Source organism: Agarivorans litoreus, assembly GCF_019649015.1.
GTDB classification, from domain to species: domain Bacteria; phylum Pseudomonadota; class Gammaproteobacteria; order Enterobacterales; family Celerinatantimonadaceae; genus Agarivorans; species Agarivorans litoreus.
The window spans coordinates 1815248-1841547 of the sequence record NZ_BLPI01000001.1 but is presented as its reverse complement, the minus strand read 5'-3'; the positions used below and the strand labels follow the sequence as shown (position 1 = coordinate 1841547).

The following is a 26300-nucleotide window of genomic DNA, read 5'->3' as shown; positions in this document are numbered from 1 at the left end:
TTCTAGCCGATTACTTGTCGTTTACTCAGCCTAAAATGAACAATGTTTAATTAGCTTAGCTGGTTGACGCTGAACCAGTATCTCGCCATTACGCACCGATAACAGTACTTCGCCTTGGCGTTGAATCACCGATAAATCGTCTTCTCCTTCCAGCAAAATAAAGTTTGCAGGTTTGCCTACCTCAATACCGTATTCAGCTTCTATTTGTAAGGTTTTGGCGCCATTGTTGGTAATAAGATCTAAGGCTTTAGATAGCTCTTTATAACCCATCATGTGGCAGATGTGTAAGCCAGCGTCTAATACTCGTAGCAGTTTACCGTTGCCTAAGGTATACCAAGGGTCTTGAATAGAATCTTGGGCGAAGCAGACATTCATGCCGGCTTCGCATAACTCTTTCACTCGCGTTACGCCGCGTCGTTTAGGATAGGTATCAAAGCGGCCTTGTAAGTGAATGCTCTCGGTAGGACAAGAAACAAAGTTTATTTTAGATTTTTTGAGTAGCCTAAATAACTTAGAACAATAGGCGTTGTTGTAAGAATGCATCGCGGTGGTGTGGCTGGCGGTAACACGCTCGCCCATATCAAGCTCTAAGGCTGCGGTGGCTAATACCTCCAAAAAGCGCGATGCTTCGTCGTCTATTTCGTCGCAGTGCACATCTACCAATAGATCATGTTGTTTGGCGAGCTTCACCACCCAGCGCATCGACTCTACCCCATATTCGCGGGTAAATTCGAAGTGGGGAATACCTCCTATCACATCTGCCCCCTCTTCAATGGCTTGCTCCATTAAGGTTTTGCCATTGGGAAAAGACCAGATCCCTTCTTGGGGAAAGGCAACAATTTGTAAATTAATTGCAGAAGACAGCTTAGGTTTTAGCTTAGCAATGGTTTTAAGCGCGGTGAGTTGTGGATCGGTCACATCAACATGGGTGCGAATGTACTGCACCCCATTTTCAACCAACAGTTGCACGGTTTTTAACACCCGTTGTTCAATGTCTTCGGGAGTGAGCAGCGGTTTGCGTTCGCTCCAGCGTTCAATGCCTTCAAATAAGGTTCCGCTCATGTTCCAAGAGGGCTGCCCGGCAGTGAGCACTGCGTCTAAGTGAATATGCGGCTCAACAAAAGGAGCAGATAATAAATTACCTGCCGCATCTATCGCTTCTTCATATTTTGGCAAGTTAGCTGATAAAGCCGCGGCTTGCGGAGTGATATGAGTAATTAGCCCTTGGGCAACAGATAGACTAAACAGCTCTGTTTGCCCTCTTAAACGTGCGTTAATAATTTTCATGATAATCCTTGAACAGAATGTTGTTGCCGTTGGATTGTTATTGGCTCCATCAGCAGGGCATTTTGTAATTCTAGACGTTGCTGCGCTTGTTCTAGGTCACAACCAGTGAGCGTTTGTACCTTGGCGAGACGATTGCTGAGCGTATTTCGGTGAATATTTAGCTCTTTGGCGGTCTGTCTTAGGCTAGCTAAATTGTCAAAGTAGCAGCGCAGCGTATGCTTAAGGGTGATTAAGCTAGGTTCTTGGCAATGGAATAAGGGCCCGAGTTTGTCGCAGCAAAAATTCAGTAAAATTTGCGGATCTTCTATGGCGGCAAATACTCGGCTCACCCCTAAATCTAAGTAGTGCACAATGGCGGAATGATGGCTTTGTAATTGGCTAAACTCTGCTGCTTGTCTAGCCTGCAAAGCAGCATTGGCCAACTGGTTTAAGCCTTGTGGGCTAACACTCACACCCAAATTGTATTTAAGCTTTTGTTGCATTAAATACTGATTGAGTTGCTGCCAAAGGCTACGTTGTTGCTCTAAAGAGTCTTGGGCTTGAATGGGCAATAATAAATACCAGCCATGATGATCTTCAATTAGCGGGTAGGGGCTTCGCATGCGATTTAGCCACTGGCGAAGTTGAAATACCCAAACATTTAAGTCACTTGCATCGCTAACTTGTGGTTGTAGCTGGGCAATACTAATGGCCGCATCAAAGTTTAAGCCTAATTCTTTGGCGCGGTGTCGAGACAACAACGACAGTTGGTTGGGGCTATTAATCACATGGCTAATAAAATGCTGTAGCGAGTGGCTAGATAGGTTGTCTTGAATTAAGGCCTTACAAATTAGCTCGGTCACTTTAACCATAGGCAAGCTGTAAGGTTGCTCTAGTACAGCAAATTGATGTTGGTTGGCGTAGCTAATCACGCACTCGGGAATGGTGTCGATAAACTCTGAGTGGGTCAGAATAACCATGCCTGCTGCCGACTTTTCTAAAGCTTCATCTATAAGTTGATAATACTCTTGTTCACTTCGTTGCAAATTTATGCCGGTAACAAAGACGAGTTCACCACCGGTTAACCAAGGTGCTAGCTCTTTGTTCTCGGCTAAGTATGGCCAGCGAATAGCTTGTTGAGAAGCTTCCCCGGTAAGCAAGTTAATGCTCTCTAAACCGGGGATTAGGGGAATATCTTTAGCGCGAATAGCCAAGCACTACCTCCTTAACTGGCCGTTTGTTTGGCTAAGGGCTGAGCCGAGCTAATGTGCAGCAATACACCATAGAAACTGGCCGACACAACAATCCCAACTAACGGCGCTATCCAAGGGGAATAGTAGGCTGCAGCCGAACCAACCGCGTATGCGGCTAAACCACATTTATCGAAACTAGGCAGCTTAATTTGCTCTAATGCTGGTGGGTTCCCACGATGTTTAAACCAAAAATCAGCCATGATGATGGCGCCAATGGGTGGAATAAAGGTGCCCAAAAGGATTAAAAATGGGATAAGCAGGTTGTACATGCCAAATACTGCTAGCAGGGTGCCGATGGCTGCACCAACTAAAGTAATTAAGCGGCGCTTGTCGGTTCTCATCAAGTTACAGCCGGCAGCGGCAAAGTTGTAAATAGTGTTGTCTTGGGTTGTCCAGATATTGGCAAATAACATCAAAATGGCAACCAAAATAAAGCCTTGGCTTACTAGTACGTCTACGATGTCGGCTTGTTGGTAAACCATCGCGCCGAACGCGCCGACAAATACCATTAAGCCATTGCCAATAAAGAAAGCTAACAAAGTAGTGATAACCGCTATGCGGCCAGACTTAGCAAAACGGCTCCAATTGGTTGCTTGGGTTCCGCCACTTACAAAGGTCCCAAATACCAACGTAATTGCCGCAGAGAATGCCATGGTATCGCTTGGCGCAATGTTGCTAAGTTGGGATAAGCCACCTATATCAATACTGCCTTGGTAAATCGACAGGCCGATAAATGCCAGCATGGCGGGGACAGATATTTTGGAAAGAACTTCTAAGGCTTTGTAGCCAATAAACGCGGTAATACAAAAGCCAAAGCCAAACAGCACCATTAAAGGTGTTGCGTAGCTTTCGGGTAAATTGAGCAGCTTAAGCAGAATAATCGCTATGGTGGCGGTACCCCAGGCGTACCAGCCTATCTGGGTAAAACCTAAGATAATGTCAGACAGCTTGCTACCATGCTCTCCAAAACAGTATCGCCCTAGCAACACCGAGTTTAAGCCGGTTTTATACGCCACATAAGCCAGCCCAGCGGCATAGCTACCTAATAGCAAATTACCTATTAGTATGATCCACAGCAGCTCGGTGAAACTAAATGAGGTGCCAAGTGTGCCACCTGCCCACATGGTGGAAGTGAAGAAAGTAAACCCTAAAAGTACAAAAGCGGTAGACCAAAAACCTTTACGGGCGTCTTGTGGAACCGCCGAGAGTGGAAAATCGTTAGTTTGGCTCATTGTGTTAACTCCATCTATTGGTGACAACAATCGCTATATTGGTGGTCACGCTAGTTATTCCATCGTGTTAAGCGTTCCAAAAGATGTGCCAAATATGCTGTTCTTTTGGCTTGAGTTTTGTTGTGCAAATGGGTGATTTTTGTTCTGCACGAAATGTACCGTTTGCACATAAAATTGCTGTAGGTAGGGCTGGAGAAATTTGTTTCAAAAAAGATTGCAATTAAACGCACTACTATGGCGCGTATCTGATGGTTTTTGGGGCGTAACTATGCCTAGGGTCTGTTGATCTTTGCTGATGGTTTTTGCAGCAATTTATTAGCTATTTAGGCAAGGCAGTGAGTGTGCAGTTAAATGGGCTTAATAATCACTCGCTAACGTTAAATAAATGGCTAAGAAATGCTGCCCGAAGGGTTCGGATAAGCGAACTTTACTCTTTGTTAAGCACTTTTTGCTTAGCCCACTAGGCTTCTAAGTGCTCGCCGCGATTAAAGCCCGCTTATCTCGAACAAAATTTCAACACCAAAGATCAACAGACCCTAGTATAGTGCTGTTTCTGCTAGCACTTGCTCAATGAAAAGTTAGCCCCTTTTTAAGCACTAAATCTGATTACTGGTGCTTTTCTTTTTTAAGTCCGCGCTTGCAAACTACCTTTTAAACCATAATCTGCCTGAATTTCACCTTTTCATGGTTTTATTATCTAAGTTATTTTTATTTTTTAGAATAAAATAGTGACGCGGGTAGATAAATGAGAAATCGATTGATTGATATTTGAACGCTTAAGCCTTAGCTAGGCATATCTCACAGTTTTGGCTTAATTAGATGTATAGGCTGAAAAATGAAAGTTTCAAAGCATTAAACACTATAAAAATAAAACTAATGAGGTTATCTCGGAATGGAATTATCTAAAGTGGCAAGGTTAACGTTGCCAGTGCTGGCTGCAGTTTCGTTGGCTGCCTGTAATAGCAGCAGTAACAATGACAATGGTGATCAAAACGGTCTTGTAGACCTAAAAGACGGTCAAATTGCCATTTATTACCGTTTAAACGATGCCAAAGCAAGCAATCAGTCTTTAGAAGAATACTACCAAGGTTGGACTATTCACGGCTGGAACGATGCCAGTTGTAATGGTTGGGGCGATGGCACTGACGGTGACGCTACAGGTGGTTGGGATGCTGGCATGGCATACACCGGCATTAACGAAACTTACGGCGCTTACTGGGTGATTGACGCTTATCATGCTGGTGAGTGTATCAATATGATCCCGCGTAATTTAGAGCAAGGTGGTCAAACTGGCGACCTGCGCTTCTACTACACAGACTACAAACATGGCTTGATAAAGGCGGGCGATGACAAGGTGTATGTAGATACCGATTATACCGAGGTAAACCAACCTCCAGTTGGCATTGTTGGCGCAAGTGCACATTGGGTGCGTGATAACCTCATTCTATGGGATGCAAATGGTAGCCAATTTAAACTGTACCATTCTGCCAATGCTGGCATTTCGGTGAATATCGAAGATAAGACAATAGAGGGTGGCGAAGCCCTAGAATTAAACATTACTGAGATGCCAGCAGAGGTGAAAGCTCAATTCCCTCATTTAGCGCATTTACAAGCTTACGAATTAAATGCAGAACAAGCTGCCGAGGTGATAAAAGGCCAGCTAGTGGCTGCGGCGTATAATCAAGATGAAGAAGTGGTTGCTGCTACCTTGTTGCAAATTCCTGGGGCGCTAGATGACCTATATTGGGAAAATGCTAAAGATGAGCCACTGGGTGCGGTGATTCAAGACAGCTTAACAACTTTCCGTCTTTGGGCACCTACGGCTAAAGATGTAAAGCTGGCCTTGTACGATGAAGACTTAAGCGCACGCGCCGATCAAGGCTTTGTGGCTATGGAGTTTGATCCTGCAACGGGTATTTGGTCTAGCGATGCGATGCCTAATATGGTGGATGTTTTTTACCGCTATCAAGTGGAGGTATACCATCCAAATAGTCAGCGTATTGAAACGTTAATGGTGACCGACCCTTACTCACTCAGTTTATCGGCTAATAGCACCCATTCGCAGGTCGTTGATTTACAAAATGACAGTGAATTGTTCCCAAGTGGTTGGGACAGCATTGTTCCGCCAACCATTGACTCACCGACCGATTACGTATTGTACGAAACACAGGTACGAGATTTTAGTTTTGCCGATGAAGATGGTAATCCAGAATATACCGGTAAGTACTTAGCCTTTACCGATGAAGAACGCGCCAGTTATAAGCATTTAATGCAGTTACGCGATCGCGGTTTAAATAATGTGCACCTGTTACCAGTGTTTGATATTGCTACGGTTGATGAAGTAAATCGCGTAGACATTGATGGCACCATTGGTGAGCTGTGTGAGCTAAATGCCAATGCTGGCGTGTGTGAAGACGGTACCGATAAGTCGGCGGTGATTGAAGATGTGCTGCAAGCTTATGTTGATGAAAATCCTGCCACTGAAAAAGTACAGGCTTTAGTGAACGATTTACGCCAGTACGATAGCTTTAACTGGGGTTACGACCCGTTCCACTTTAATGTGCCAGAAGGCAGCTATGCTACTGATGCACATGGCAAACAGCGTATTCTAGAATTCCGCCAAATGGTGAAGCATTTACATCAGCAAGATATGCGAGTGATTATGGATGTGGTGTATAACCATACCCATGGTTCTGGCCCTAGCAACGATAAGTCGGTGTTGGATAAAATTGTACCGGGATACTACCAACGCTTAACCATTGATACCGGTGTAGTGGAAAACTCAACCTGTTGTGACAACACCGCTACCGAACACAAAATGATGGGTAAGCTGATGGTTGACTCGTTAATTGTGTGGGCGCGTGATTACCAAATTGACGGTTTCCGTTTTGACTTAATGGGTCACCAACCAAAAGACTTAATGATCGAAGCACTAGAAGAAGTGCAAAAAGTATCGCCAGATAATTACTTTTACGGCGAAGGCTGGACCTTTGGTGAAGTGCAAGATGACGCTCGTTTTGTTCAAGCAAACCAGCTAAACATGGCGGGCACTGGAATAGGTACTTTCTCTGACCGTTTACGTGATGGTATTCGTGGTGGTAGTCCATTTGATGATGGTGAGCAGCTACGTAAGCAGCAAGGTTTTGCCAATGCGGTTTTAGCCAATGAACTCAATGCCGATACGCCTGACAGCACTTACAACGAAACTTGGATGTACAACGCCGACCTTATCCGTGTAGGCATGGCGGGTAACTTGGCCGATTTCCAATTTGTTGACCGTAATGGCGATCGCATCAAGGGCAGTGAATTGCTTTATGGTGGTGATGAGCAACCAGCGGGCTACACCGAAAGTGCCCAAGAGAATATTTCTTACGTATCTAAGCACGATAACCAAACTCTGTGGGACATTAATCAGTACAAATTGGCCGAAGAGTTAACGCCAGAGCAACGTGCACGTATGCAAACCGTTGCTTTATCTACGGTGATGACAGGTCAAGGTATACCGTTTATCCACATGGGCTCAGAGTTGCTGCGTTCTAAGTCAATGGAGCGTGATAGTTATGACTCGGGTGATTGGTACAACCGTGTTGATTTCACCGCCCAAGATAACAACTGGAACAAGGGCTTGCCGATGAAACACATCGATGGCGCAAACTATGATGTGATTAAGAAAATCATTGCTAACCCTGAAACTCAAGCCGAGCCGCAACATATTGAAGATGCCAAACTACGCTTCTTTGATTTAATGGAAATGCGCACCAGCTCAACGCTATTCCGCATGAATGCTAAGCAAGACATTATGGCGCGTATCGACTTCCACAATACTGGGCTAGACCAAATACCGGGTGTGATTGTGCAATCAATCGACAATGGTATTCATTCAGGCGCTGACTTAGACAGTAACTATGATGCGATTGTGGTGATGGTAAACGCAACAGCAGAAACCCAGCAAGTTAGCATTAACAATGCACAGGGATTTGAGTTGCACCCTGTACAGCAACGTTCAACTGACTTAGTGGTTAAAGGCGCTGAGTTTGCTGATGGCACTTTTGAAGTACCTGCTATGACCACTGCAGTATTCGTTCAGCCTCGTTTGGCTGCACGTGGTGATGGCTTACCAGTGAAGGGATAAATCTGGTAAACACTGCAGCCGATACTGCAGCAGCAACAACGGCTATCTTCGGGTAGCCGTTTTTCTTTGCGAGTCTTTGTAGTAGGGGAAAGGCACAAGCAGAAATGGAGGCTTTGCACTTAGCGGTTTAGCCAATCAATGTGTGGCGCATGCTTTGTCAAAACTAGCCACCCGTTCAGCTCGAACAGGTGCAAGTTACCAGCTCTTATCTAGACAATAGTTCGATTAATTCGTTTTCGGTGGTGGGAATGCTTTGCAACTCTATGCCCGAAGACGCTCCACCTTTAAGCATATAAGCAGAAGTGCCGCAATGGTCGTAGTGGTACCATTGGCCGTCTATACAAACGTCGGTATAACAACGCGGATCTTGTATTAATTCCATTTTTATTACCTCTATTTATTGTTGTTACACTTTCAACATAACCAGCGAGTAGCCTACAAAAAATGATCTACATCAATTGAGGGTTAGAGCTACCTCCATAGTATTAGAGAATTTTGCTTATTTAGTGAGCTGGATCTAGCTATGCACTATAAGCTTGCATTGGTAAATATGGGTGAATGGCGTCTTCACATTGACTTAATTGTTAGTAATGATGCTGGAAATGAGTAAGATAGCGTTGAGTGAATGGTAAGTCATCGATAGGGAGTATTATGTTTAGGTTGGTGTTGTTGCTAGTAGGCGTGGTTTCATTACCGGTGCTTGGCAGCACTTTTTCGCAACAGTTGGTTGATGCTGCCTTGACGCGAACAGAGCACACGGTGATTTACAATGGTGCCTACTTTGCGCTGGATTACCCTAATGGTGATGTGCCCGAACACTTTGGGGTGTGCACCGATGTGCTTATTCGTTCCTACCGTGCACTTGGCATTGATCTACAGGTTCTAGTACATGAAGACATGAAGCAGCATTTTGCGCAGTATCCATCTAAACGTATCTGGGGCTTAAGCCGCACCGATCGTAATATTGACCATCGCAGAGTGCCTAATCTTCAGGTGTTTTTTACCCGCCATGGTGAATCGGTAGCTGTAAGTGATAGCGCTAGCAGCTATTTGCCAGGTGATATTGTGACTTGGATGCTCCCCGGTAATCTGCCCCATATCGGCATTGTGAGTGACCAATACACAGCAGCTGGCGTTCCAAAAATTGTTCATAACATTGGCCTGGGGCCGCAACTAAACGACATGCTGTTTAGTTACCAAATAACCGGCCATTACCGTTATTTGCCTGAGGTAGACTAAGCACTTCAATTAGTTGGCTAGCGCATTAAAACGTTGCTTCAAAAACTGCGTGAAGGCCTGAACTTTACTGGTGCGGTGCATATCTACATGGGTGGTAAGCCATTGTGGAATGGCCCAGTGTTCTGGTGGTGCCATTAGCGGCAGCAGGTCTGGGTAGGCCTTGGCGGTTTCAAAATTGAGTGGTGCTGCGCCAAACCCAGCTTTTATGGCCGGAATAAAGGCATTAAAGTCGTTTACCCGCAAAGCAATTTGTTGCGGATCTAACTCGCTATTCATCCAGTTAATAAAGCTAATCTGCGAGTAGGGCTCAATGGTTGAAATAAACTTATGTCCAGCCACCTTGTTTAAGCTTTTTATTTTTCCGTATTTTTTAAGATAAGCACTTGAGCCATACAGAGTTACGGGGCTATCGGCTAAGTGCTGCACCACGTAGTCTAGATCTTTAGGCTTTTTACCAGGGCGAATGCTTACGTGAGCTTCGCCGTGTTCTAGTTTCAAAATTCTACTGTCGGCGGCATATTCCAATTTGATGTTGGGATAAAGCGCTTGGAAGTCGGCCAGCATTGGCAATAGCAGCTCGGCCATATTGTTCACTGTGGTTAATACCAAGGTCCCGGAAAGCTGATTGTCGGTGCCGGCCAGTTTGCCCAATAAACGGTTAAAGTCGTTTTGGGTGCTTTCGGCGGTTTGGGTAAGTAATAAACCTGCTTCGGTGACTTGGTAGCCGCGGGCATGGCGATGAAACAAGCGGGTGCCTAGGCGCTCTTCCAAGGCATTTATTCGCCGTAATACCGTACTGTGGTGTACATCCAGTGCTTCTGCGGCAGCGGTAAGCGTGCCTAAGGTTGCAACCTTATAAGCTATATGGATGTCGTTCCAATCATTCTTGTGTGCATTCATGCACAGAAGTGTTGCACAGGTGTTGTTTTTCTTCAAATTTGCTTGTGTAAGAATGCTCTCAAATCGAAAATAAATTCCATTTTCAGGCTAGGCCTAGGAGCACAACATGACTAAATTAATTGCTATTGCAGGCAGCTTACGCGCTCAATCGTTCAATAAAAACTTGGTAAAAATTGCGGCCAAAGGTGCCGAGGAAGCTGGCGCTGAAGTTCGCTATGTGGACTTACCTGATTTTGCCATCCCTCTTTACTCAGAAGATTTAGAAGCCGAGGGCACGCCTGCTTCAGTTAACGATTTAAAACACCTTTTTGCGCAGGCCGATGGCATGTTGATCGCCAGCCCGGAGTACAATGGCTCAATTTCAGGCGTATTAAAAAATGCTTTAGATTGGTTATCTCGCCCTTCCAAGGATGCCGATATTGGCTCAGCCTTCCAAGGAAAAGTGGCAGGTATCATGGCAACTTCTCCCGGTGGTTTAGGTGGCATTCGTGGCTTGGCACATACCCGTGATATTTTGTTCAACTTAGGAGTAATGGTTAGCCCAAACCAAGTGGCTGTTGGTTCTTCCTATCAGGCATTCAATAGTGAAGGGCAATTAACCGATACAGATATGGAGCAGCGCGTAAAAGCCTTAGGCGCTGGGGTTGCTGAAACCGCAAAACGTTTGGCTAAATAAAATGGCCTTAAAAGCTCCGGCAATGGCAGGAGCTATTAATACCAAGCCTTAAAACAAGGTAGCAAAAGATTGGCTTTGCTTAATGCTGGCAAGCTGACTTTCTAGATGTTGCTGCATGTTGTTAAATACAAAGTTACCCATACTGATGCGTTTAACCCCAGCAGCATGCAGTTGAGCAAAGTTAGCTAAATGCGGCATGCACATTACATTTAGCGGCACGCTGCAGTGTTGACTTAGTTCTTCAATATGTTCCAGTTGTTCTATACCGGGTAAAAAGATCCCATCTGCACCGGCGTCGATGTAAAGTTGCATACGTAGCTTGGCTAGCCTTACGGCATCTTTGCAGCCAACAAGGAAAACATCACTTCTGGCATTGATGAAGATTTCTATCTCTCTCTGCATCAGCTGGTTTTTTATAAAGGAAAGCGTGGCTGCAAAGTCGTTCGCAGACAGCAATTCTCGCTGCTGTTTTACCACGCTGTCTTCAATGTTTATTCCAACTACACCGAGTTTGTTGAGTGACAGTATGTTGTCGACAATAGTTTGAGGGTGTTGGCTATAACCCGCTTCTATATCGACACTTAAGGGTAAACTGCAGTGTTGCTTTATTTGCGCAACAACTTGGATTAGATCGTTAAACGAAAGCTGTTCACCGTCATCTAAACCTCGGGCAGCAGCAATTGCCGCGCTTGATGTTCCTATTGCGGTAAAACCAAGCTTTTTGGCTATATTCGCACTGGCAACATCCCAAACATTGCAGAGTAGTAGTGGTGATTGTTGATGGTGTAAGTCATTGAATGTCATAGCTGTTGTCTCAGAATCTAAAGCTAAAAGGTACATTGAGTGGAAATACTCAACAACCGAAAACTGAACAAGTATTTGTTTTTTAGTCCGTTTGAGTAGACCGTGATATGCAGTTTTAAGAAACTACTCTTTACTGATTTTAACCAGCCCAGTTGGGCTAATGGCAATTCGAACGCTCAGGCTAAGCGTGGTTGAAATTGAGATACTTAGCATGACAAAAATAGCAATTAGAATCACTAGTTGATACTTCACCGCTACCATTGGGTCACTGCCTGCGAGTATTTGACCGGTCATCATACCTGGAAGGGTGACCAAACCTACGGTACTCATAGAGGCGAGTACAGGTGCAAAAGCTTGCTGCATAGCATTTTGCACAAAGCCTTGAGTTGCTTGTACTCTATTAGCGCCAAGCGCTAAATAAGCGTGGTATTCGGCGGTTTTTTCATCCAGTGCGCTAAATAGGCGCTGCAAAGCCACAATGTTTCCACTAAGGCTGTTGCCTAAAAGCATGCCTGCTAGGGGAATGAGGTACTGAGCGCTATAGCTAGGGCTCGGCTTTAGTAAGGCGAATAGCAGCAGTGTCAGTAAAGGACTTAAGCCCAGCACCAGCCCCAACAAGACTGGTATAAACAAGTTTCTTTTAGGTAATTTGGCTTTGCCAAGAATGGCGCTGGCACCCACAATTAACATCACTGTCAGCCACAGTAAATTTACCCACAAATTGTTTAAATCAAACAAAAACTGCAGATACAAGCCGAGCAATACAAGCTGCAGCAGCATTCGCACTAAACTGCTGGCTATGTCTTTACCTAGGCTAAGTTTAAAGCGCCAATTAAGCCCAATCGGAATCAACAGTATTAGCGAAAAGGTGGCAAGTGCTGGCCAGCTAATAGCTATGGTCATGGCAGGTTTCCTATAACAAGAGCGCTAATCTAAGGGGCTTAGAATAATCAGTTTAACCTGAGTGGATTTTTCTGTCTTGTTAGAAAAGGTTAGGGGCTGTTTATCTTTTGAGCTGATTTTTTCGCGAACAACATTTAACCGCGAAAGATAAACAGCCCGTAGTGCTTAGCAGGCTTGTTGCTTGGATACATCCTCATAGCTACGTACGCAGTTTTTACCCTCTGCCTTGGCTTTATAAACCGCTTTATCGGCTGCTTTCATAATCGCTTCGTGGTGCTGCATGTCTTTGCTACGACTTGCAATACCTACACTTACGGTAATGCTATAGCGCTGGTGGTTGAGTTGCATATTAGCAATACGTTCACGAATGCTGTGCCCAAGGTTTAATGCACCTTCTGAGCTGGTATTGGGGCAAATTAATAAGAACTCATCGCCACCTAAACGGGCTACTACATCATCGTTACGCACCGATTCGCGCAATGCGCGCGCCAGTAGCATTAACACCGCATCGCCAGCATCGTGACCATTTCGGTCATTAATTTGTTTAAAGTGATCAGCATCTATCATCATGCAAGCTAATGGACTGTTGCTTTCAAGCGATTGCTTCCAAAGCTCCATGAGTTGAATCATTGCATGGCGGCGGTTAGGCAATCCCGTGAGCACATCGGTATGCGCTAAAGATTGTAAATGCTGATTGGTTTTTTGCAGTGCTAGAGTGCGTTCTTGTACTTTTTGCTCAAGATTTTGATTGAGTTCTAGCAGCTCGTTATTACGCACGCTAACTTGGTGAAATAAACCGCGTAAGGCGGTGATTAGAGGCTCGGTGGCCAAATCTTTAGGCTGCTCAATTTTACTATAGGCAGATGCAGGGCTGTCGCCGGCTTCGATGTAACGCAGCTGTTTACTGAGCACTTGGTCGATGCCTAGAATATGATAGGCCAACCATTGAATGAGATAATCAAGCAGGTGTTTAATTTTGCTTTGCTTATTGTCGTGGTTAAATTGGCTGAGCTTAGCGACTTCGCCTAAAAATTCTCTGTGAGCTTTTACGTGAGCTTGGCAATGGCGCGGATCCACTTTGTGCTTGGCCATAAGCAATTCTTCTTCACGAAAGTGTTCTTTAACGTAATTGTTTAGTTCTTGGCTAAGCGACTCGATCGCGGATTGTTGCAGGGGGTGGCTGTCGGTGAGCTGTTCACCAATTTGATTAATGAGATCAATTAAGTGGCGATGCTGCTCGTCAACAACAGAGATCCCTGTTTCAAAATCTGATGTCCAACGAAATGATTCCATACTATGTTGCGTCCAGCTTCACCTTATTAAAAAACCACTCTTGTACTGTATGCATCTGACGTCTATTTGAGTGGGTGACCACCTTAACCAGTAATCAGATCAGTAGAACTAATCTACATCAAAAAAAGCTCAAATAAGAGTGTTTGTTGTATAAAATTTAGCCGAGAAAGTGAGGGCTTAGCATATCGAATTGCGGAGCTTTCAGAAACATGTGACAAGCAGCTGCTTCTATTGTGAGATTAACGTATTCTTAAGCGATTAATGAGAAAACTTACGTTTCGTTATTGTTTTAAAGAGGTGAAGAGTGGAACAGAATTTAAGCTTAGAGCAAACCCGTGTTATTGGTGCGCTGCTAGAAAAAGAAACAACTACCCCAGATCAATACCCTCTATCACTTAACGCTCTCACTTTAGCGTGTAATCAAAAGAGTAATCGCGAACCGGTTATGGCGTTGAGTGAAGCAGAAGTTCAAGATGTATTGGTGCAACTGCAAGACTTACGCATTGTTACCGAAGCACCAATGGCAGGCCGAGTGGTGCGTTATCAACACCGTTTCTGTAACAGCCAATTTGGTGGTTTGCAGTTAACAGAGGGGCAACGAGCCATTATCTGTTTGCTGTTTTTGCGTGGACCGCAAACTCCCGGTGAGCTGCGTACCCGTAGCCAGCGCTTAGCCAACTTTACCAATGTGCAAGAAGTAGAGCAAAGCTTGCTTGAGTTAACCGAGCATGATGCAGGTAAGCTGGTGCTTAAGCTTGAAAGAGAACCGGGTAAGCGAGAGTCTCGTTATGCTCATTTGTTTTCCGGTGAGCCTGCTTTGCCAGCAGCAAGTCTTAAGGAGGCTAGCGCTCCGGTGGCCGCTCAGCAAAACGCTGAATTACAGCAACAAATAGATGCGCTGCGCCAAGAATTGGCCGACTTAACACTGCGGGTTAGAGAATTAGAGCAATAATAAAATAGGCCAGCAACTCGCTGGCCTTTTTAATGATAAAGATTACTACTCTTAGTGGAAGGGGAAGATGTAGTTCACCCAACCTTGCATGCGTAACAATACTTTTCTAATCATTGATACATGATGGAAGTGCTCGGTGTAAATGGCGACTTGCCCACTAATACCCATAGGGAAATCAAATTCATCAAAACGCGGTTCGGGGTCAATAATCACTAAGCTGCGACTATGAACAAAAAAGGCCTCTGCACCTCGTAAGCTGCCGTTAGCTTGGAATTCACCTTCGGCAATAGTTGGTAATACTTGAAGTACGGTACCTTTAAATACAATGCCAGGCTGAGCTGTGACAATAAACTCAGCATCGTCGCCCTCTTGTAAGCGTTTGATGGAGTTTTCCCAAAAAGCCCCTACAAAAATACTCTCTTCTTTAGGAATAAAGGTCATCACTGGGCGTAGTGGCATAGGTACTGCGATCATGCCTTTACGCAAACCGAGTTGGGTGACATAACCATCTGTTGGTGCACGAACAACAGTTTGTTCCAGATCGAACAAGGCTTTGTCTAATTGGCTTTGAAGTCGCGCAACATTAGTATTCACACCATTAATTTGTGAATCGTAAGCTAATTGAGCATTGGTTTGGTTAGCCTGAGCTACCTGCAGTTGAGCCTCGGCTGCTAAATACGCTTGTTGGCGGTTCTCTACTTCTAGTTCGGTAAATGGACTATTTTTGCCGCCTTTCTTACGGCCCTCAGCATAACGTTGATAAGCCTTTTGGGTGCGGTCTCGCTCGGCTTTCGCTGCATTGGTGGTGGCTTGGGCGCTGGCCAATTGAGCTAGCAATTGCGGTACTTGTTGCTGGGCTGCCGCTACTTCTGCTTCGCGCTGCTCTACTACCGCTTCAAACGGCTCGGGGTCAAGTTTAAACAATACATCGCCAGCTTTAATCAACTGGTTGGGTTTTACTGGCACCTCTATAACTTTTCCGCGCACCAAGGGCATAATAGGCACGGAGGTATATACTTGACGGGCGTTAGCTGTGTAAGGATGGTTGTAATTCATTAAAATGATTAGAGTGCCAATAAGCAAAATACCACCTAATACCGCTGTTGGCACAGTCCATTTAGTTAACGGGATATTGAATATTTTGAAAATAGCAATACAAATGCCGGTGTAGGTGAGAATAAGCAATAAATCCATTATTGATTCCCCTGTTGTTGCTCTAGTTGTTGCACATGTTTACTGATGATGGCGACTTGGCGCTTTAATTTGGTGATTTCTGCACTTAACTCTTCGTTCTGACCTTCCAATTGCTGTTCTTTTTGCTCTAGTTCGTGTTCTTGCTGTTGCAACTGCTTAAAACCCCAACCTCGGTCTTCCCGATACAAGGTGGCCCATATCCACAAAAAGGGCCAAATAGCATGGAGGGTGAATAAACTTATCCAACCGGCCACATGGATGGCGTCTTGGTGAGGGTGATTGCGATGTTTAGATATTTCATAAGGAATGTCGTGAATGGCAATGATGCCGTAGAACAAGGTTAAACCTACGAAAAACAGCAGCCCTAAAGCGAAAAAATCCAAAAACATGGTCCCTCCTTGGGATATTTTTGCGATTAAGAGAATCTATTGTTTAGCTTAAACGATAATAGTCGATAACGATACTAAGTTGCTAAGCTTTAACTCAATGTAAGTAAAAAGTGAGTTTGCCAAATAAATCATATATTTATCTTGGTATAAATAAACAGTGGAGAGAATGTAGATGAAGTTGCGATCAGTAGAGCGAGTATGGGACGGCGGAGAGCATAACGCGTTTACTGACTTGTGCGAGTTTAAAAATTCACTTTGGCTATGTTTTCGCGAAGCTGAGGCCCATGTTAGTGATGAGGGCGATATTCGTATCTTACGACGTGTAGCAGATGACACTCGCTTTGAGTCGGCAGCGTTAATTCATCTACCAGGTATTGATTTACGTGACCCGAAATTGGTTGAAAGCCCTGACGGACGGTTGTTATTGACTTGCGCAGGGGTAAACCGCAGCAGCGAGAAGTTTGATTTACAAAGTTATATCGCATGGTCAGATGATGGTGAAACTTGGAGCGTTCTAAGTGCTCAAGGTGATGCTGGGATGTGGTTATGGCGTAGCCGTTACTTAGCCGATACTGCTTATTCAGTCGCTTATAATTATAGTTTAGATAAGGTAAGTCTTTATCGAATGGACCAACCGGGTAACTATCAGTTGTACTTGGATCCTTTATTCAGCTTGCAGCAAAATGGTTTGGCGTATCCCAATGAACATGACTTGTGTTTATTGGATGATGGTTCAGCATTGTGTTTATTGCGTCGTGATAAAGATACCGGTACCGGGCAGCTGGGTTATGCCAAGCCACCGTATCTAGATTGGCAATGGCAAGATTTACAGCAGCAAATTGGTGGCCCAGTGATGATAAAACTTGATGATGGCCGTTTGCTCTGTGCTATGCGTTTATATCAACCCGTGCGTACTAGCTTGTGTTGGTTAGACGCCGATAAGGCTCTGCTAAAAGAGTTTCAAGTGCTGCCTTCCGATGGCGATACTAGTTACCCTGGTTTGGTGCAGCGGGGCAACACGGTATATTGCAGCTACTACTCTAGTCATGAAGAGAAAACCGCTATCTATTTTGCGGAGTTGGATTTAGCTGATTTCTGATACAAAAAGGCAGCTCAACTGCCTTTTGTATCTCTAAGCATTTGCGATAGGTCTACTTAAATTTGTAACCAAAGCCAAGGGCTGCAATGCCGCCTTTGCTGTCGTAAAAGTTTATATTTGAGTCGGTATCGTTGTAACCACCTAGTAGGTTAAACATAGTGTTTTTCCAGCCAAAAGGTTCGTTAAATACATAAATACCAAATACTGATAATTTATCATCTTTCTGGGTCTGGTTATTAAACACAGGGTTACTACCTGAAAATTTGGTTTGACCATATTCCGTATTTAATGTGAATACATGTGGACCCGAACGGTAAATACTGGTTATACGTAAAGTATATTGGTCGAAATCATTGGCGCTGCCGTCGGCTTTAGCGGTCGTATAAGCCACCGCGGGAGCTAAAAACCACTTTCTTGATAGTGGAACAAAGGTTTCTGCAATCAATCGATGCAAGTCGGCATCGCGTTTTAGTGACTCAATATCGCTTTGGCTTAAATCTGAAATGCTCACACCGCTCTGTTCGTTATCTACAGTGCGGTTGGCGTAAACATATTCAAGTGTTAGTGGGCTGTCGGCAATGGATTCAAAACGCAGGCGGCCACCTTGATAGTTCTCATCGGTTTTTTGGCGCGCTTGACCGGTTAAGTAAGGATCGCTCCAAGTATCGTTAAGCAAAGGAAGTTCTGGAAAGTAAGCAGCAGTAACTTTGCTGCGCTCGCTGATAACACGGGTATAACCTAGTTCGTATTGAAACTGTGCTCGACCTAAGTTCTCACGACTGTTACCCAAGAAAAACTGATTCTTTAAGTCTTGAGTTGTGTAGTCTACCCGCAATAATGGATAGGCAATCGCAGAGCTTGTGCTTTTCCCATTGTTGTTTAGGTCGTCGGTAATTTGATTATCGTCATCAGTCGAAAACTGATTTTTACCACTTACGTAACCCACGTTTAAGTTAATTGTAGCAGACCAGCCCGGCTCATCTGCTAAAGGGCGGGCGTCGACAGTGAAACTAAATAGCATACTACAACAGAGCAGCGAACTTACTCGTTTGAACATTAGTCACATCCTTGTATCAGGTAATCTTAGCTAAATCATTAGTTTGAATTACTCTATTTACGTTGATAGTTGTTAAATAGATCAAGATATTTATAGCTTAACCATAACGTAAGCTAAGCACTTTGTAACAGTAATATTTGTGAAGCTTGTATTTAGAATGAGCACTTAGAACAGAACATGCTTGGTTTTTAGCAGTTTTTGATTTATTAATGATTAAAAGGCGAATTTTATTGGTGGCTTGGTGGCAAAACAGAGTGATAAATGCTCTGTTTTGCTTTTATAATAAGCGATTAATCTAGCTCTGAGAATAGGCTTCGATCGAAACTCTTTTCGCAGTAATGGCATTTTAGCTTGATGTCTTGCTGCTGGTGGCGCACATAAAAGTTGCTGTCGATAGGTTCGTTATGGCTAATGCAGTTACTATTTGGGCAGGCAAATACACCTTTTACCTGTTCAGGTGTAGACACATGAAACTTACGCACTACTTCAAAATCTTCAATCACATTAATGGTGGCATTGGGCGCAAACAAAGCTAATTGGTTGGCTTGGTTCTCGTCAAACACCGTATTTTCAACTTTAATTAGGTCTTTTTGTTGTTGCTCGCCACTGGGTAAGTTAAGGCCTACTGTGATTCGCTCTTGCGCAGCCGAGAGTTGAAAGAACTTAAGAATTTTAATGCCTTGGCCAGCAGGAACGTGGTCAATTACGGTGCCATGCGCAATGGCTTCTACTTGCAGCTTCTTCTTCATTATTGCGCTCCAAATTCATTGGTCATGATTAATGCGAGTAAGGCTTGGCGAGCGTAAACGCCATTTTCTGCTTGCTCGAAGTAATAGGCATAAGGTGTGGTATCTACATCGGTAGTAATTTCGTCTACCCGTGGCAATGGGTGCAAAATTTTCAGATTATCTTTTACTTGTTCAAGCATGTTGGCTCGTAAAATGAAGCTAGATTTCATGTGCTGGTATTCGGTTTCGTCGAAGCGCTCTTTTTGCACCCGTGTCATGTAAAGAATATCTAGCTCGTTGACTACTTCTTCTATGCTGTCGTGCAGGCTGTAGGTGATTTCACGTTCATTCAGCTCTTCGATAATGTAATCAGGCATTGCCAGTGCTTTAGGTGCAATAAAGTAGAACTCGCAACCAAATAGTGACAGAGCTTGAGTGAGAGAGTGCACGGTGCGGCCATATTTTAAGTCGCCAACAAAGGCCACTTTTAAGCCCTCAAGTGAGCCTTGGGTTTCGTAAATGGTAAATAAGTCGAGCAAGGTTTGGGTGGGATGCTGGTTGGAGCCATCTCCGCCATTCACAACTGGTACGCTAGAGAATTCACTGGCTAAACGGGCTGCGCCTTCTTGTGGGTGGCGCATAAAAAACGCGTCACTGTATGACGAAATCACTTTTACCGAATCCACTAAGGTTTCGCCTTTTTTACCCAGCGAGGTATTTCCGCCATCGGCAAAACCAATCACACTGCCACCTAAGCGCTGAACGGCGGTCTCAAATGACAAGCGAGTACGGGTTGAGGCTTCAAAAAAACAGCTAGCAACAACTTTGTTTTTTAATAACTCAGGACGGGGTTGTTGCTTAATACTTTGGGCGGTGTCGACGATTAATTCGAGTTCCTGACGGGATAAATCAGGGATGGAGATAATATGCTTCTGATAAAGCGGGTTGTTCATGCTCGCAGATCCTAATCCGATGTGAAATCGGAACAGAATTATAACAGCGAGCAGAGTCAGTGAATATGATCTTAATGAGGAATACTAAGATTATTTAGCTAAATGGCTCAATTAAGCGTATTGGCTGTTCTTACGTTCGCGATAATCTTGGCAATCGATGCAGTAGCGAGACTCTGGACGGGCATTTAAACGGGCAACGCTAATGTCTTCGCCACAGCCCTCACAAAATCCGTAGTCTTGTTCTTCAATCCTGCGTAATGCATCTTTAATGCTTTTAACATGGGCAAGGTCGTGTTGGCGACGGTTCAACTGCAGTTGTTGAGACTCTTCCTGATTGGCGCGGTCTACGTCATCACCAGAATCTTCTTTGTCTTTAAATAGCTGGCTGTCTTGCTCAAGACGTTGTTCAGTTTCGTTCAATTGCTCGACGAGTTGCAGACGAATAGTCTCTATTTGTTGGTCGCTAATCATTGTTTTGAAAGTCTTCCTTCCTATATGTGTTAAGCGCGACTTAGTCCTGTATGCACGCAGTTAACTCAAAAATTTAGTTAATCGTCAATTTTAGCGGTGTGTAAAGCCTTTTCAAAGCGCTTTTTTGGATAATTGTTAGCCAGCCAGCACTTGGGTTTAGATAAATTTACCGTTACTATCTCGCGAGATTTCATTACAGGCTAAATTTAACTGGTTTTGCCTGAGGTGAAAGCTTTACTACACTAAATTAACTATTGCGTGATTAGGGGGCTGTTGATCTTTCGAGCTGGTTTTTCTCACACAATGTTTAAGCGCGAAGATCTACAGACAATAATTATCACACCACCACGAGGATTGCATGAGTGAATAAACTAAACATGTTGCTGGTAAGCCTGTTGGCTATTAATGCTGGCGGAGTAATTGCTCAAGAAGAGAAAGTACTAAATGTTTATAATTGGACTGATTATATTGCCGAAGACACCATTGCTGAGTTTGAAAAAGAAACCGGTATTAAAGTTGTGTATGATGTATTTGATTCCAATGAAGTATTAGAAGCTAAGTTACTATCTGGCAGTACTGGCTTTGATATTGTTTCACCGTCGCACGATTTTTATGCTCGTCAAATTACGGCAGGGGTTTATCAAAAGCTAGATCGCAGCCTGCTAAGCAATTGGGACAACCTTGATCCTAAATTGCTCGCTACCTTAGAAGCTTACGATCCGGGTAATCTATACGGTATTCCTTATATGTGGGGTACCACCGGCATTGGTTACAACGTGAATAAGGTGAAAGAGATTTTAGGTGAAGATGCAGAGCTAGATTCTTGGTCTTTAGTGTTTGACCCTGAAATTGCCGCTAAGTTAAGCCAGTGTGGTATTGCTTATTTAGATGCGCCAAGTGAAGTAGTGGCGTCTATGCTCAACTACATGGGCAAAGAGCCAAACAGCAGTAAATCGGCCGATTACAAAGGTGAGATTGAAAGCTTAATGGAGCAACTACGCCCGAGCATTCGATACTTCCACTCTTCGCAGTACATTAACGATTTAGCCAGTGGCGACATTTGTGTCGCGATTGGTTGGTCTGGCGATGTATTAATGGCTGGCGACCGTGCTGCCGAAGCAAACAATGGTGTTGAGCTTGAATACATCATTCCTAAAGAAGGCGCAGGTGTGTGGTTTGATATGTTTGCCATTCCTAAAGATGCCAAGCACCCAGAAAATGCTCATGCCTTTATTAACTATGTATTACGCCCAGAAGTGATTGCCAAGGTGACTGATTACGTTTGGTATGCCAATCCTAATCTTAAAGCGACAGCCTTAATTGACCCAGAAATTGCCGGCCACGAAGGCATTTACCCAACCGAAGAAGCGTCTGAGCACTTGTTTGGTTTTGTGAGTATCCCACCAAAAGTTGAGCGCACTCGTACCCGTTTGTGGACCAAATTTAAATCGGGTCGTTAAGATTCGGATATAAAAAACCAGCCTGCGGGCTGGTTTTTTATGCTTAGCGTTTAACTAGTCCAGTTGTGGTCCAGCAGCTACTAGTGCTTGACCTTCGGCATTGTCGGTGTACTTAGCAAAGTTTTTGATAAAGCGCTGGGCTAAATCTTCTGCTTTGCTTTCCCACTGCAATGGATCTTGGTAAGTATCGCGAGGGTCGAGGATCTCGCTATCTGCACCAGGAAGGGCTGTAGGTATTTCTAGATTAAAGATTGGCAACTGCTTGGTTTCTTGCTGTTCAATCGAACCATCCAAAATGGCGTCAATAATTGCGCGAGTATCTTGAATTGAAATACGTTTGCCTGTGCCATTCCAACCGGTATTTACTAAGTAAGCTTCTGCTCCTGCGGCTTCCATACGTTTAACTAATACTTCGGCGTATTTAGTTGGGTGTAATGTAAGGAAGGCTGCGCCAAAACATGCCGAGAAGGTAGGGGTTGGCTCAGTGATGCCGCGCTCTGTACCCGCTAATTTGGCAGTAAAGCCAGATAAGAAGTGGTACTTTGTTTGCTCTGGAGTAAGTTTCGCTACTGGCGGTAATACACCAAAGGCATCGGCGGTTAAGAAAATAACTTTCTTCGCATGGCCTGCTTTAGACACTGGCTTAACGATATTTTCGATGTGATGAATGGGGTAAGAAACTCGTGTATTTTCGGTTTTAGAACCGTCATCGTAGTTTACGCTACCATCATTGCGCACCGTCACGTTTTCTAACAAAGCATCTCGCTTGATGGCGTTGTAGATATCGGGCTCGGCTTCTTTACTTAACTTAATGGTTTTAGCGTAGCAGCCCCCTTCAAAGTTAAATACACCTTCGTCATCCCAACCGTGCTCATCATCACCAATCAATTGGCGTTTCGGATCGGTAGATAGAGTGGTTTTACCGGTACCAGATAAACCAAAGAAAATAGCCGTGTCGCCGGCCTCTCCGACGTTGGCCGAGCAGTGCATGGAGGCCATACCCTTGAGTGGTAAGTAGTAGTTCATCATGGCGAACATGCCTTTCTTCATTTCGCCGCCGTACCATGTACCACCAATCACTTGCATTTTCTCTGTCATGTTAAATACAGTGAAGTTTTCAGAATTTAGGCCGTGTTCTTTCCACTTTTTGTTGGTGGTTTTAGATCCGTTCATTACTACGAAGTCTGGCTCATAGTCTTCTAGCTCTGCAGCGCTTGGGCGAATGAACATATTGGTCACAAAGTGAGCTTGCCATGCCACTTCAACAATAAAGCGTACTTTTAAACGAGTATCTGGATTAGCACCACAGAAGGTGTCTACCACAAACAAACGTTTGCCAGAGAGTTGGTCGGTCACGGTTTTTTTAAGGTCGGCCCAAACCGCGGGATCTATTGGCTTGTTGTCGTTTTTAGCTTGTTCAGAGGTCCACCACATGCTGTCGCGGGTGGTATCGTCAAGTACGATGTATTTATCTTTTGGCGAGCGCCCAGTGAAGATCCCTGTGTCTACAGCAACAGCACCTGTTTTAGTAACAATACCGCGTTCGTAGCCCGTGAGCTCTGGTCGAGTTTCTTCCTTGAATAGTTCTTCGTATGAGGGGTTGTACACCACGTCCGACACATCTTTAATGCCGTATTGAGCCAGGTCGATAACCTGATCTTTTTCTGCAACGTCAAGCATAGCAGTCTCCTGTAGGTAGAGAGGTAAGATTTATATTGTTTTTTTATTGGGTGTTGGCTCTGATTCTATCCCTTTAGTGGTACCAAAAAGAGAGGGGGGTCAAATTACCAGCACTTTTTTTATGGTTATTAGGGTTCTATTTAGGAAATGCGATTGCCACCGCACTTCCTAAGGTCAGTTTAATGAATTTTGGCAGGGTTTGTCGATATATTGCGCGTGAAAATGTTTTCAATGTCGGCTTCGTTAAAACTATAGTCGTGTCCGCAGTAGTCACAATGCATCGAAATATGGCCTCTTTCATGGCAAATTTCGAGCAATTCTTTGTGATCAATATTAGCTAAAGCGGTTTCGCAACGTTCTTGTGAACAGCTGCATTTGAAGCAAACATCTTGTGGCTCGTAAACGCGCACTTTGTGTTCGTGATACAGGCGGAATAGAAGTTGTTCTGCATCTAATTCAAAACTCTCTTGAGCGGTGGTTGTTTCACTTAAGGTGGATATGAGTTCAAAGTGCTCTGCATCTTCTTCTTTGCTGGCTGGCAATGCTTGTAAAAACAAACCGCTAGCGTGAGGGCGGCCATCAAACATGCCAGTGAATAACCAAAGCTTAGTATTTAGTTGCTCTGATTGCTGGAAGTAGGCTTCGATGCTGGCTGCAACGCCTTGTGGATTGATTTCTACGATGCCTTGGTAGCGCTCGCCTTGAGTAGGGGTGATAGTAATCACAATGTGCCCTTGACCCACTAAATCGGCAAAGCCAATAGTTGGGTCGATAGCGCCTTCATAACGTGCAATGCCGCGCATTTGTTGTTGGTCGGTACCACTTACAGCTAGCACACTTAGTGGGCCATTACCTTGTAATTGCACGGTTATATCGCCTTCAAACTTTAAGGTTGCGGTTAGCAAGCAAGTTGCTGCTAGCATTTCGCCTAATAAGGTTTGCACAGGCGCTGGGTAATTTTGTTGTTCGATGATTTCTTGGTAGCTTTGTTGCAATTGCACCAATTCGCCACGTAGATTGTAATCTTCGAATAAGTAACGATTTAGAATGTCTTGCTTCATGATTTAGGCCTGACTACTGTTGTTTAAACTGAATAATTTGCCGACGTTGCTTTTTATCGGGTCGACGTTCTGGGCTGGCGTTTTGTGCCATGAGCTTGCGTTGCATTGCATATTGCTCGCGCTTTTTAAGGCTTTGTTCTGTCTCTTGATATAGTAGCTGTGCTTGAGGCGCTGGGCCTCGTTTATCACTTAGCTGCTGCACAACTACTTCTATTTGTTGTTGGCCTTGCCACAAACTAATAGTAGCACCCACTTCTACATTTCTACTTGGCTTACAACGCTGCTGGTTATAGTGCACTTTTCCGCCCATCACCATATCTCGAGCTAAGCCGCGGGTTTTATAAAATCGTGCTGCCCACAACCACTTGTCGATGCGTGGTGCAGAGTTGTTAGAGTTTTGTGAATTCATGCTAAGTCTTGGCTGGCTTATATACTATCTATTAAATTATATCAGTTTTATGCGTGCTAGCTATGGCTTGGATTAGTGCGTTAACTAGCAGAAAACTGATAAAAGTCCAATTAAATGCAAAATTTACACTTGCGGCTCTTGTTCTACGCCTAAGTCCCTTTAGAATGAAGAACCCTCTGTATGAGGTGCCTTGCCATAGTTTTTTCATAAGGATGATCGAGAATCGGTTAACGATGACAGATGTATTATAACGAATAAATGGATATTAAATCTTTTTCTACTCAACTTGCTCGTTACGTTCCTTCGCAAAAGAGCAGCGCAGTTATCACATTACTATTGATGTGTTTTGCCGCTTATCAGTTGGCGTCTATTACTTGGTTATTAGTGCCAACGCCTTCACCAGCTTTTCGTTGGGTTCCGCTGCAGGTTCAATCTAGTAATAAAGCAGCTCAAGTAGACTTATCTGGCCTAACCAAGTTACATTTGTTCGGTGAGTATCAAGCTAAAAAGGCTGCGCCAGTTGTTAAAGCGCCTGCTTCAACTGATGCACCCAAAACCTCATTAAAGCTAACTCTTTCAGGTTTGGTTGCAAGCAGTGACCAAACTAAAGCGCTTGCCATTATAGAACACCGTGGCAAGCAACAGACCTATGGTGTAGATGAATCGATTAACGGTACTCAAGCTGTCATAAAAGAGATTCAGACTGATCGTGTTATTTTACTGCATCGTGGGGTGTACGAGAGTTTATTGCTCGATCCTGAAGACAAAACGTCACAATCTAGGTCTAATACAAACACTGCTAAGCGCAATCCTAAGGCCGCTAACAATAGCAGTTCAGCTACTGTCGACGTAAAAGAAGTATTAAAAGACCCTTCAAAGCTAACCGATTACATTCGTATTTCGCCGGTTCGTAAAGATGGCTCTTTAAGTGGTTATCGGATTAATCCCGGTAAAGATGCTGCTTTGTTTAAACAAGTGGGCTTGAAGGCAAATGATTTAGCTGTAGCTCTTAATGGATATGACCTGCGCGACAATGCGCAAGCAATGCAAGTGATGCAAGAAATGGCGGAGCTAACGGATATAACTGTTACCGTAGAGCGCAATGGCCAGTTGCAGGATGTATTTTTCAGCCTGCCAGATGAATAGTAC

24 protein-coding genes are annotated in these 26300 nt (G+C 44.2%); 7 read left to right on the top strand and 17 right to left on the bottom strand.

All coding sequences use genetic code 11. The features are described 5' to 3' along the window. Window positions 1-30: 30 nt before the first annotated feature. From codA to codB, 3 genes are read right to left on the bottom strand one after another with little or no spacing between them, the layout of a single operon-like run. Window positions 31-1287: a cytosine deaminase gene (codA, locus tag K5L93_RS08520; RefSeq protein ID WP_220719311.1), complete on the bottom strand. Its 1257-nt coding sequence runs from the start codon at window positions 1285-1287 to the stop codon at window positions 31-33. Further along, entirely contained in the window at window positions 1284-2480 is a 1197-nt protein-coding gene (locus K5L93_RS08515) for a PucR family transcriptional regulator (protein WP_220719310.1), read from the bottom strand. Before K5L93_RS08515 ends, codA begins: the two co-directional genes overlap by 4 nt. 11 nt (window positions 2481-2491) lie before the next feature. Next, entirely contained in the window at window positions 2492-3751 is a 1260-nt protein-coding gene (codB, locus tag K5L93_RS08510) for a cytosine permease (RefSeq protein ID WP_220719309.1), read from the bottom strand. Between the two features lie 892 nt (window positions 3752-4643). On the opposite strand from codB, the gene pulA reads away from it, so the two are divergent. Continuing rightward, window positions 4644-7883, top strand: coding sequence for a pullulanase-type alpha-1,6-glucosidase (pulA, locus tag K5L93_RS08505; protein WP_220719308.1), 3240 nt, complete (start codon window positions 4644-4646; stop codon window positions 7881-7883). Window positions 7884-8088: 205 nt separating this feature from the next. On the opposite strand, the gene K5L93_RS08500 is transcribed toward pulA, so the two are convergent. Beyond that, window positions 8089-8265, bottom strand: a complete 177-nt coding sequence (locus K5L93_RS08500) for a hypothetical protein (RefSeq protein ID WP_016399804.1) — start codon at window positions 8263-8265, stop codon at window positions 8089-8091. A gap of 269 nt (window positions 8266-8534) precedes the next feature. On the opposite strand from K5L93_RS08500, the gene K5L93_RS08495 reads away from it, so the two are divergent. Then, window positions 8535-9122, top strand: coding sequence for a DUF1287 domain-containing protein (locus tag K5L93_RS08495; RefSeq protein ID WP_220719307.1), 588 nt, complete (start codon window positions 8535-8537; stop codon window positions 9120-9122). A gap of 9 nt (window positions 9123-9131) precedes the next feature. Here K5L93_RS08495 and K5L93_RS08490 read toward each other — a convergent pair whose 3' ends face one another. After that, window positions 9132-10022 carry a LysR family transcriptional regulator gene (locus K5L93_RS08490; RefSeq protein ID WP_220719306.1) on the bottom strand — a complete coding sequence of 297 codons (891 nt, stop codon included), beginning with the start codon at window positions 10020-10022 and terminating at the stop codon, window positions 9132-9134. A gap of 106 nt (window positions 10023-10128) precedes the next feature. Between K5L93_RS08490 and K5L93_RS08485 the strand changes: the two genes are divergently transcribed. Beyond that, window positions 10129-10698, top strand: a complete 570-nt coding sequence (locus tag K5L93_RS08485) for an NADPH-dependent FMN reductase (RefSeq protein ID WP_220719305.1) — start codon at window positions 10129-10131, stop codon at window positions 10696-10698. A gap of 48 nt (window positions 10699-10746) precedes the next feature. On the opposite strand, the gene K5L93_RS08480 is transcribed toward K5L93_RS08485, so the two are convergent. The 3 genes from K5L93_RS08480 to K5L93_RS08470 all read right to left on the bottom strand — a co-directional run bounded on the left by K5L93_RS08480 (window position 10747) and on the right by K5L93_RS08470 (window position 13698). Then, window positions 10747-11502: an isocitrate lyase/PEP mutase family protein gene (locus K5L93_RS08480; protein WP_246615019.1), complete on the bottom strand. Its 756-nt coding sequence runs from the start codon at window positions 11500-11502 to the stop codon at window positions 10747-10749. A 123-nt stretch (window positions 11503-11625) separates the two neighbouring features. Further along, window positions 11626-12405 (bottom strand): ABC transporter permease, encoded by a 780-nt coding sequence (locus K5L93_RS08475; RefSeq protein ID WP_220719303.1) that lies wholly within the window; start codon window positions 12403-12405, stop codon window positions 11626-11628. A gap of 165 nt (window positions 12406-12570) precedes the next feature. Further along, a complete protein-coding gene (locus K5L93_RS08470) occupies window positions 12571-13698 on the bottom strand; it encodes a GGDEF domain-containing protein (protein WP_220719302.1) in 1128 nt (375 codons plus the stop codon). 304 nt (window positions 13699-14002) lie between these two features. On the opposite strand from K5L93_RS08470, the gene K5L93_RS08465 reads away from it, so the two are divergent. Next, complete coding sequence (locus K5L93_RS08465) at window positions 14003-14650, top strand: YceH family protein (RefSeq protein WP_220719301.1); 648 nt, start codon at window positions 14003-14005, stop codon at window positions 14648-14650. 51 nt (window positions 14651-14701) lie between these two features. Here K5L93_RS08465 and K5L93_RS08460 read toward each other — a convergent pair whose 3' ends face one another. Both K5L93_RS08460 and K5L93_RS08455 read right to left on the bottom strand, forming a co-directional pair. Continuing rightward, a complete protein-coding gene (locus tag K5L93_RS08460) occupies window positions 14702-15844 on the bottom strand; it encodes an HlyD family secretion protein (protein ID WP_220719300.1) in 1143 nt (380 codons plus the stop codon). Beyond that, on the bottom strand, window positions 15844-16233 hold the full coding sequence (locus tag K5L93_RS08455) for a DUF3302 domain-containing protein (RefSeq protein ID WP_220719299.1): 390 nt from the start codon (window positions 16231-16233) through the stop codon (window positions 15844-15846). The genes K5L93_RS08460 and K5L93_RS08455 overlap by 1 nt, the downstream gene beginning before the upstream one ends. A 172-nt stretch (window positions 16234-16405) precedes the next feature. Between K5L93_RS08455 and K5L93_RS08450 the strand changes: the two genes are divergently transcribed. Beyond that, window positions 16406-17332, top strand: a complete 927-nt coding sequence (locus tag K5L93_RS08450) for an exo-alpha-sialidase (RefSeq protein ID WP_220719298.1) — start codon at window positions 16406-16408, stop codon at window positions 17330-17332. Window positions 17333-17384: 52 nt separating this feature from the next. On the opposite strand, the gene K5L93_RS08445 is transcribed toward K5L93_RS08450, so the two are convergent. From K5L93_RS08445 to K5L93_RS08430, 4 genes are all read right to left on the bottom strand, one after another. Then, on the bottom strand, window positions 17385-18389 hold the full coding sequence (locus tag K5L93_RS08445) for a DUF2860 domain-containing protein (RefSeq protein ID WP_220719297.1): 1005 nt from the start codon (window positions 18387-18389) through the stop codon (window positions 17385-17387). A gap of 290 nt (window positions 18390-18679) precedes the next feature. Then, window positions 18680-19138, bottom strand: a complete 459-nt coding sequence (gene pyrI / locus K5L93_RS08440; protein WP_220719296.1) for an aspartate carbamoyltransferase regulatory subunit — start codon at window positions 19136-19138, stop codon at window positions 18680-18682. Next, complete coding sequence (pyrB, locus tag K5L93_RS08435; protein WP_152783631.1) at window positions 19138-20070, bottom strand: aspartate carbamoyltransferase; 933 nt, start codon at window positions 20068-20070, stop codon at window positions 19138-19140. The genes pyrI and pyrB overlap by 1 nt, the downstream gene beginning before the upstream one ends. A 111-nt stretch (window positions 20071-20181) precedes the next feature. Then, window positions 20182-20541, bottom strand: coding sequence for a TraR/DksA family transcriptional regulator (locus K5L93_RS08430; protein WP_016399790.1), 360 nt, complete (start codon window positions 20539-20541; stop codon window positions 20182-20184). Window positions 20542-20918: 377 nt separating this feature from the next. Between K5L93_RS08430 and K5L93_RS08425 the strand changes: the two genes are divergently transcribed. After that, on the top strand, window positions 20919-22001 hold the full coding sequence (locus K5L93_RS08425; protein WP_220721484.1) for an extracellular solute-binding protein: 1083 nt from the start codon (window positions 20919-20921) through the stop codon (window positions 21999-22001). A gap of 54 nt (window positions 22002-22055) precedes the next feature. Here the strand turns inward: K5L93_RS08425 and pckA are convergent, their stop codons facing one another. The 3 genes from pckA to hslR all read right to left on the bottom strand — a co-directional run bounded on the left by pckA (window position 22056) and on the right by hslR (window position 25151). Continuing rightward, window positions 22056-23681 carry a phosphoenolpyruvate carboxykinase (ATP) gene (gene pckA, locus K5L93_RS08420; RefSeq protein ID WP_220719295.1) on the bottom strand — a complete coding sequence of 542 codons (1626 nt, stop codon included), beginning with the start codon at window positions 23679-23681 and terminating at the stop codon, window positions 22056-22058. Window positions 23682-23860: 179 nt separating this feature from the next. Further along, a complete protein-coding gene (gene hslO, locus K5L93_RS08415) occupies window positions 23861-24742 on the bottom strand; it encodes an Hsp33 family molecular chaperone HslO (protein ID WP_220719294.1) in 882 nt (293 codons plus the stop codon). Between the two features lie 13 nt (window positions 24743-24755). Next, a complete protein-coding gene (gene hslR, locus K5L93_RS08410; protein ID WP_152783629.1) occupies window positions 24756-25151 on the bottom strand; it encodes a ribosome-associated heat shock protein Hsp15 in 396 nt (131 codons plus the stop codon). Window positions 25152-25409: 258 nt separating this feature from the next. Here hslR and gspC point away from each other — a divergent pair, with 258 nt between their 5' ends. Continuing rightward, a complete protein-coding gene (gspC, locus tag K5L93_RS08405; RefSeq protein ID WP_220719293.1) occupies window positions 25410-26297 on the top strand; it encodes a type II secretion system protein GspC in 888 nt (295 codons plus the stop codon). Window positions 26298-26300 lie beyond the last annotated feature (3 nt).

What these genes read in the sequence shown, in the direction of transcription:
- codA (WP_220719311.1), bottom strand. Translation starts at nt 1,287, where the DNA reads ATGAAAATTATTAACGCACGTTTAAGAGGGCAAACAGAGCTGTTTAGT.
- codB (WP_220719309.1), bottom strand. Translation starts at nt 3,751, where the DNA reads ATGAGCCAAACTAACGATTTTCCACTCTCGGCGGTTCCACAAGACGCC.
- pulA (WP_220719308.1), top strand. Translation starts at nt 4,644, where the DNA reads ATGGAATTATCTAAAGTGGCAAGGTTAACGTTGCCAGTGCTGGCTGCA.
- K5L93_RS08500 (WP_016399804.1), bottom strand. Translation starts at nt 8,265, where the DNA reads ATGGAATTAATACAAGATCCGCGTTGTTATACCGACGTTTGTATAGAC.
- K5L93_RS08495 (WP_220719307.1), top strand. Translation starts at nt 8,535, where the DNA reads ATGTTTAGGTTGGTGTTGTTGCTAGTAGGCGTGGTTTCATTACCGGTG.
- K5L93_RS08490 (WP_220719306.1), bottom strand. Translation starts at nt 10,022, where the DNA reads ATGAATGCACACAAGAATGATTGGAACGACATCCATATAGCTTATAAG.
- K5L93_RS08485 (WP_220719305.1), top strand. Translation starts at nt 10,129, where the DNA reads ATGACTAAATTAATTGCTATTGCAGGCAGCTTACGCGCTCAATCGTTC.
- K5L93_RS08480 (WP_246615019.1), bottom strand. Translation starts at nt 11,502, where the DNA reads ATGACATTCAATGACTTACACCATCAACAATCACCACTACTACTCTGC.
- K5L93_RS08475 (WP_220719303.1), bottom strand. Translation starts at nt 12,405, where the DNA reads ATGACCATAGCTATTAGCTGGCCAGCACTTGCCACCTTTTCGCTAATA.
- K5L93_RS08470 (WP_220719302.1), bottom strand. Translation starts at nt 13,698, where the DNA reads ATGGAATCATTTCGTTGGACATCAGATTTTGAAACAGGGATCTCTGTT.
- K5L93_RS08460 (WP_220719300.1), bottom strand. Translation starts at nt 15,844, where the DNA reads ATGGATTTATTGCTTATTCTCACCTACACCGGCATTTGTATTGCTATT.
- K5L93_RS08455 (WP_220719299.1), bottom strand. Translation starts at nt 16,233, where the DNA reads ATGTTTTTGGATTTTTTCGCTTTAGGGCTGCTGTTTTTCGTAGGTTTA.
- K5L93_RS08450 (WP_220719298.1), top strand. Translation starts at nt 16,406, where the DNA reads ATGAAGTTGCGATCAGTAGAGCGAGTATGGGACGGCGGAGAGCATAAC.
- K5L93_RS08445 (WP_220719297.1), bottom strand. Translation starts at nt 18,389, where the DNA reads ATGTTCAAACGAGTAAGTTCGCTGCTCTGTTGTAGTATGCTATTTAGT.
- pyrI (WP_220719296.1), bottom strand. Translation starts at nt 19,138, where the DNA reads ATGAAGAAGAAGCTGCAAGTAGAAGCCATTGCGCATGGCACCGTAATT.
- pyrB (WP_152783631.1), bottom strand. Translation starts at nt 20,070, where the DNA reads ATGAACAACCCGCTTTATCAGAAGCATATTATCTCCATCCCTGATTTA.
- K5L93_RS08430 (WP_016399790.1), bottom strand. Translation starts at nt 20,541, where the DNA reads ATGATTAGCGACCAACAAATAGAGACTATTCGTCTGCAACTCGTCGAG.
- K5L93_RS08425 (WP_220721484.1), top strand. Translation starts at nt 20,919, where the DNA reads ATGTTGCTGGTAAGCCTGTTGGCTATTAATGCTGGCGGAGTAATTGCT.
- pckA (WP_220719295.1), bottom strand. Translation starts at nt 23,681, where the DNA reads ATGCTTGACGTTGCAGAAAAAGATCAGGTTATCGACCTGGCTCAATAC.
- hslO (WP_220719294.1), bottom strand. Translation starts at nt 24,742, where the DNA reads ATGAAGCAAGACATTCTAAATCGTTACTTATTCGAAGATTACAATCTA.
- hslR (WP_152783629.1), bottom strand. Translation starts at nt 25,151, where the DNA reads ATGAATTCACAAAACTCTAACAACTCTGCACCACGCATCGACAAGTGG.
- gspC (WP_220719293.1), top strand. Translation starts at nt 25,410, where the DNA reads ATGGATATTAAATCTTTTTCTACTCAACTTGCTCGTTACGTTCCTTCG.